Origin of the sequence: Halomonas sp. B23F22_20, from assembly GCF_043496985.1 — a bacterium.
GTDB lineage: Bacteria > Pseudomonadota > Gammaproteobacteria > Pseudomonadales > Halomonadaceae > Halomonas.
In genome coordinates, this window is record NZ_JBIEKH010000047.1 from 1 (window position 1) to 3,492 (window position 3,492).

Genomic DNA, 3,492 nt, shown 5'->3' on the forward strand with positions numbered 1-3,492 from the left:
CGTCTCAGGCCGCATACCGGCCAATACAATACCCTATAGAAGCGGTGTAGCAGCCTGAAGGGCGGCTTAGTCCAACAGGCATTTATCCGCCATGCTGCGCACGGCGAAGAAATGCTGAACAGTTAGTCATTGAGGTTCTGAGTGAGTAATGAAATTCGGGCGATAATTCAGAAGGCTGAAGAAACGCTCCAAACGGCTCGGTTTGGCTACGAGGATCTCACGTCGGGAAATCGCTACCGGAGGTATTCGGGCATCCGGAACTTGGTCGTTTTTGGCCGGTCGGTGACTTTCGTAATTCAGAACCTTAAAACGCCTGTTGGTTCAGATCGGTTTGATGCTTGGTATCAACCCATACAGGAAAAAATGAAGTCTGATGTTCTGATGAAGTATTTCGTCACGCTGAGAAACGAAATACTCAAACAGGGAAAACTGCCGGTCAGCACATCTGCCTTAGTCAACTTCTCATCTTCTGACATGGCAAAGTTGGGAACACCTCCCCCAGGAGCCAGTGGATTTTTCATTGGAGATCAAACTGGCGGTAGTGGGTGGGAAATCGAATTGCCGGATGGGACAAAGGAAAAGTATTACGTTGAACTCCCCGAAAGCATGGCCAAGGTTCAGCAGCACTTCAGCGAATTGCCGGTTCCAGATGATGACGATTTGAAGAAAAAGTCTATCGAAGAGCTTTGCAAATACTACCTTAAAGAACTTGAGGGGGTTGTAGACGAGGCTCGGAAAGCCTTCTTGGGTGAGGATGCTCAAAGGGCCGGAGGTAAGAGGCTTCCTCCTTATTTGAGAGTAGTGAAATGACTTATAACCAGTGCAGGCACGGCGACGCCCACTACATTGCGCCTTCGGCTCCATTCCGTGGGCGCGCATGCTGCAAGCGTTAGGTTTCCAACCTCCGAACCATCTTCTTTAATACGTCCAGCGCAACCTCCATCTCTTGTGCGCTTATCTCAGCCGAGTTCTTATTGGCCCATGGAATCTGCTTCCGCTCCAGCGCCAGGAATACGTCTTCCCCTTTAGGCGTTATAGTGACCAGCTTGGCTTTCTTATGGTGCGGATTGTCTTCGTACACAAGGATCCCTTCCTTTACCATCGCGTCACTAAGTCGCTGTACACCCTGGCGGGTCTGCCCCATCGAATAGGCAATTTGAGACACTGTCTTTGGTGAATCAGCGTAGGCTAACGCGCCAAGTACCTTCCAACGTGCGCTGGTCAGCCCCAGCTCCTTCGTCAATTCATCGCCTTCTGAAATCAGTAGGCCACCAAGCTTGAATAGCTCCAGTACGATATCTGTATACAAGCGGCCTTCCCGAGTGTGCTGCATGTCGAGCTCCAGAAAAAGTTGACAACATGTTGCCATGTTGACAGCATGTTGTCAACTGGCTGTAATTGTCCTGCACGCCCAAGAAAACAGCACCTGGAGACAGCAACCATGAAGAGAACCGTTCACAAGCTTGCAGCGATAGCTGCCACACTTTGTATTGCCACCTTTTTTCTATCCACGCTACTGGTTGAGCTATTTGGCTCTCAAGAAGCCATAGCGACGGTAAAAAGCCTGATCGTAATGCCCGGCCTGTTCATTCTTGTTCCAGCCATTGCGGTGACTGGCGCAACGGGTTTTGCCTTGAGCAAGAACCGCAAGGGACGTTTATTGGAGGCGAAAAAAAAACGGATGCCGATCATTGGCGCCAACGGAATCCTGATATTGCTTCCTGCTGCCATATTCCTTGATCAATGGGCTTCTTCTGGTGCATTTGATACCAGGTTCTACCTGGTACAGGGCATGGAACTGATTGCCGGGGCAGTGAACCTAGCATTGATGAGCCTGAACATACGGGATGGTTTGAGACTGGGCGGTAAACTGACTGCTCGAAGCAAAGCATGATCAACACGGCGGGCTATCTGTGGAATATCTGATTCTTAAGTACTTGCACATTCTCGGTGCCATTTTGATGGGTGCCGGGCTTGTTGGTGTTTGGCTTGCTGATCTTCGCTCACGCCAGCACAGGGATCTAATCCGGTTTTCCGAAGCCGTCAGATATATCGCCGTGTTCTACGATGGTGTCGTGGTACCCGGTGCACTTATTCTGCTTTTTTCGGGAACATGGTTTACCTATAAGTACTTTGGCGGCTGGAAGTTTCTGGAGACGCCGTGGCTTGCAGGGATGATTTTTCTTTTCGCCTTTGAATTCATCGAAGGTAATACCGTAACCCGTCTCTATTTTATGAAGTTGCGTCGTTTGACGCAGGAAGCACTTGGTCAGGGTGAAATCACGGAAGAGCTGGAGAAAGAGCGGGGAAAAGTGGTTTCTTCGTTTACCCATTACCTCGATCTCCCCATGCTGTTCCTTATTATCGCGCTGGGTGTGATTAAACCCACCACTTGGAATGTGTTCATTTACGGATCACTTATTGCTGTTTTTCTTGCCTCATTCTTCACAGTGCTGATCCCTCGGCTGTATCCCTGGGGTTCTGAGGTCGAGAAAACCTAACAAGGGGTTAAACATTGTTCTGGACTTCCCCCCACTCTAGTGGACACGCATCGGTAACTCCCCAGCAGGAGAGAACCGATGCCCGAGATGATCATGGGGAAGAAAATACAGCGCTATAGCACCGAGTTCAAAGTCAAAGCGGTGGAGTGGAGCCATCAGGCCCACCGGAGCGTCCAGGGGTGGCTGAAACACTGGATATCCACCCTTTCATTCTGTCACGCTGGCGAAAGGAATATCGCGAAGTAAAATTCGCCATGAAACAAGTCAGGAAGGCACCAGCTGAGGCGAAGCAGAAGGTCCAGGAGCAGGATGAGGTTGCTCGCCTGAAACGCCCGTATCGGAGCTTCAGGAGGATGCAGATGATAGGTTACGGAGTTTGGTTTTCTGTATTAACTGCTGTTGGATTTGGTTTGATCGGTGTGTTCGCATCTCAGTTGTCTGAGTGGTTAAGAAAAAAGCCAAAGTTGGTGTTAGGGCTAAATATTGGCGCAGGGGTCACATTTATTTCCTCGGGGTTGGTTGTAGCATTTATGAAACAGCGGTAGACTAAGTGCTAGCAAAGAGTTTAAATTAGATTTCCGCATCTTTCACGGTTTCGTTTTTCTCAGGATTTTGGCAAAGGTGTCGTTAAGTATTGGTGCGGTGTTAAATGCATATGGAGTTTGACGTGAGTGAGCGGATATACTATGAAAGGTCATTAGGGGTGGATGTATATCCTCATCTAAAAACTGCCCTTGAATTAGTTGATCCACTATTGCCAAAGATAGCGGTGGATGTGGGGTGTGGAGCAGGGCGTGATGCGTTTTATTTGGTTGGTTGCGGCTTTGCCGTATACGCATTCGACAAAAGTGAAGCCGCGATAGCTAGATGTCGGGTCCCGTGTGATTGACTACCCGCTTGGTAAATAACTCAGGACGCTTGGTCTGCCATTCTTTCATCATCGCAATCGGTGATTGATGGTGCAGCGCCTTCTGCGGGATGTGGTGATTGT

The 3,492-nt window shown here is 49.3% G+C and carries 6 protein-coding genes and 1 pseudogene; 5 read left to right on the top strand and 2 right to left on the bottom strand.

Translation table 11 applies throughout. The annotated features are described in order from the left end of the window. Window positions 1-141: 141 nt before the first annotated feature. Window positions 142-810: a hypothetical protein gene (locus tag ACGTN6_RS20365; RefSeq protein WP_394594866.1), complete on the top strand. Its 669-nt coding sequence runs from the start codon at window positions 142-144 to the stop codon at window positions 808-810. A 79-nt stretch (window positions 811-889) separates the two neighbouring features. Here ACGTN6_RS20365 and ACGTN6_RS20370 read toward each other — a convergent pair whose 3' ends face one another. Beyond that, window positions 890-1,333 carry a MarR family winged helix-turn-helix transcriptional regulator gene (locus ACGTN6_RS20370; RefSeq protein ID WP_394594868.1) on the bottom strand — a complete coding sequence of 148 codons (444 nt, stop codon included), beginning with the start codon at window positions 1,331-1,333 and terminating at the stop codon, window positions 890-892. A gap of 108 nt (window positions 1,334-1,441) precedes the next feature. Here ACGTN6_RS20370 and ACGTN6_RS20375 point away from each other — a divergent pair, with 108 nt between their 5' ends. The 4 genes from ACGTN6_RS20375 to ACGTN6_RS20390 all read left to right on the top strand — a co-directional run bounded on the left by ACGTN6_RS20375 (window position 1,442) and on the right by ACGTN6_RS20390 (window position 3,390). Then, window positions 1,442-1,894 (top strand): hypothetical protein, encoded by a 453-nt coding sequence (locus tag ACGTN6_RS20375; protein WP_394594869.1) that lies wholly within the window; start codon window positions 1,442-1,444, stop codon window positions 1,892-1,894. 19 nt (window positions 1,895-1,913) lie between these two features. After that, window positions 1,914-2,501, top strand: a complete 588-nt coding sequence (locus ACGTN6_RS20380; protein ID WP_394594870.1) for a DUF2269 domain-containing protein — start codon at window positions 1,914-1,916, stop codon at window positions 2,499-2,501. Between the two features lie 179 nt (window positions 2,502-2,680). Further along, window positions 2,681-3,046: a hypothetical protein gene (locus tag ACGTN6_RS20385; protein ID WP_394594872.1), complete on the top strand. Its 366-nt coding sequence runs from the start codon at window positions 2,681-2,683 to the stop codon at window positions 3,044-3,046. Window positions 3,047-3,156: 110 nt separating this feature from the next. Then, window positions 3,157-3,390 carry a methyltransferase domain-containing protein gene (locus tag ACGTN6_RS20390; protein WP_394594874.1) on the top strand — a complete coding sequence of 78 codons (234 nt, stop codon included), beginning with the start codon at window positions 3,157-3,159 and terminating at the stop codon, window positions 3,388-3,390. Here ACGTN6_RS20390 and ACGTN6_RS20395 read toward each other — a convergent pair. Beyond that, a pseudogene (locus ACGTN6_RS20395) lies at window positions 3,365-3,492 on the bottom strand (IS481 family transposase); the annotation flags it as partial. The gene ACGTN6_RS20390 and the pseudogene ACGTN6_RS20395 sit on opposite strands and share 26 nt — an antisense overlap.

Coding starts and splice junctions, on each gene's coding strand:
- ACGTN6_RS20370 (WP_394594868.1), bottom strand. CDS start 1,333: ATGCAGCACACTCGGGAAGGCCGCTTGTATACAGATATCGTACTGGAG.
- ACGTN6_RS20375 (WP_394594869.1), top strand. CDS start 1,442: ATGAAGAGAACCGTTCACAAGCTTGCAGCGATAGCTGCCACACTTTGT.
- ACGTN6_RS20390 (WP_394594874.1), top strand. CDS start 3,157: ATGGAGTTTGACGTGAGTGAGCGGATATACTATGAAAGGTCATTAGGG.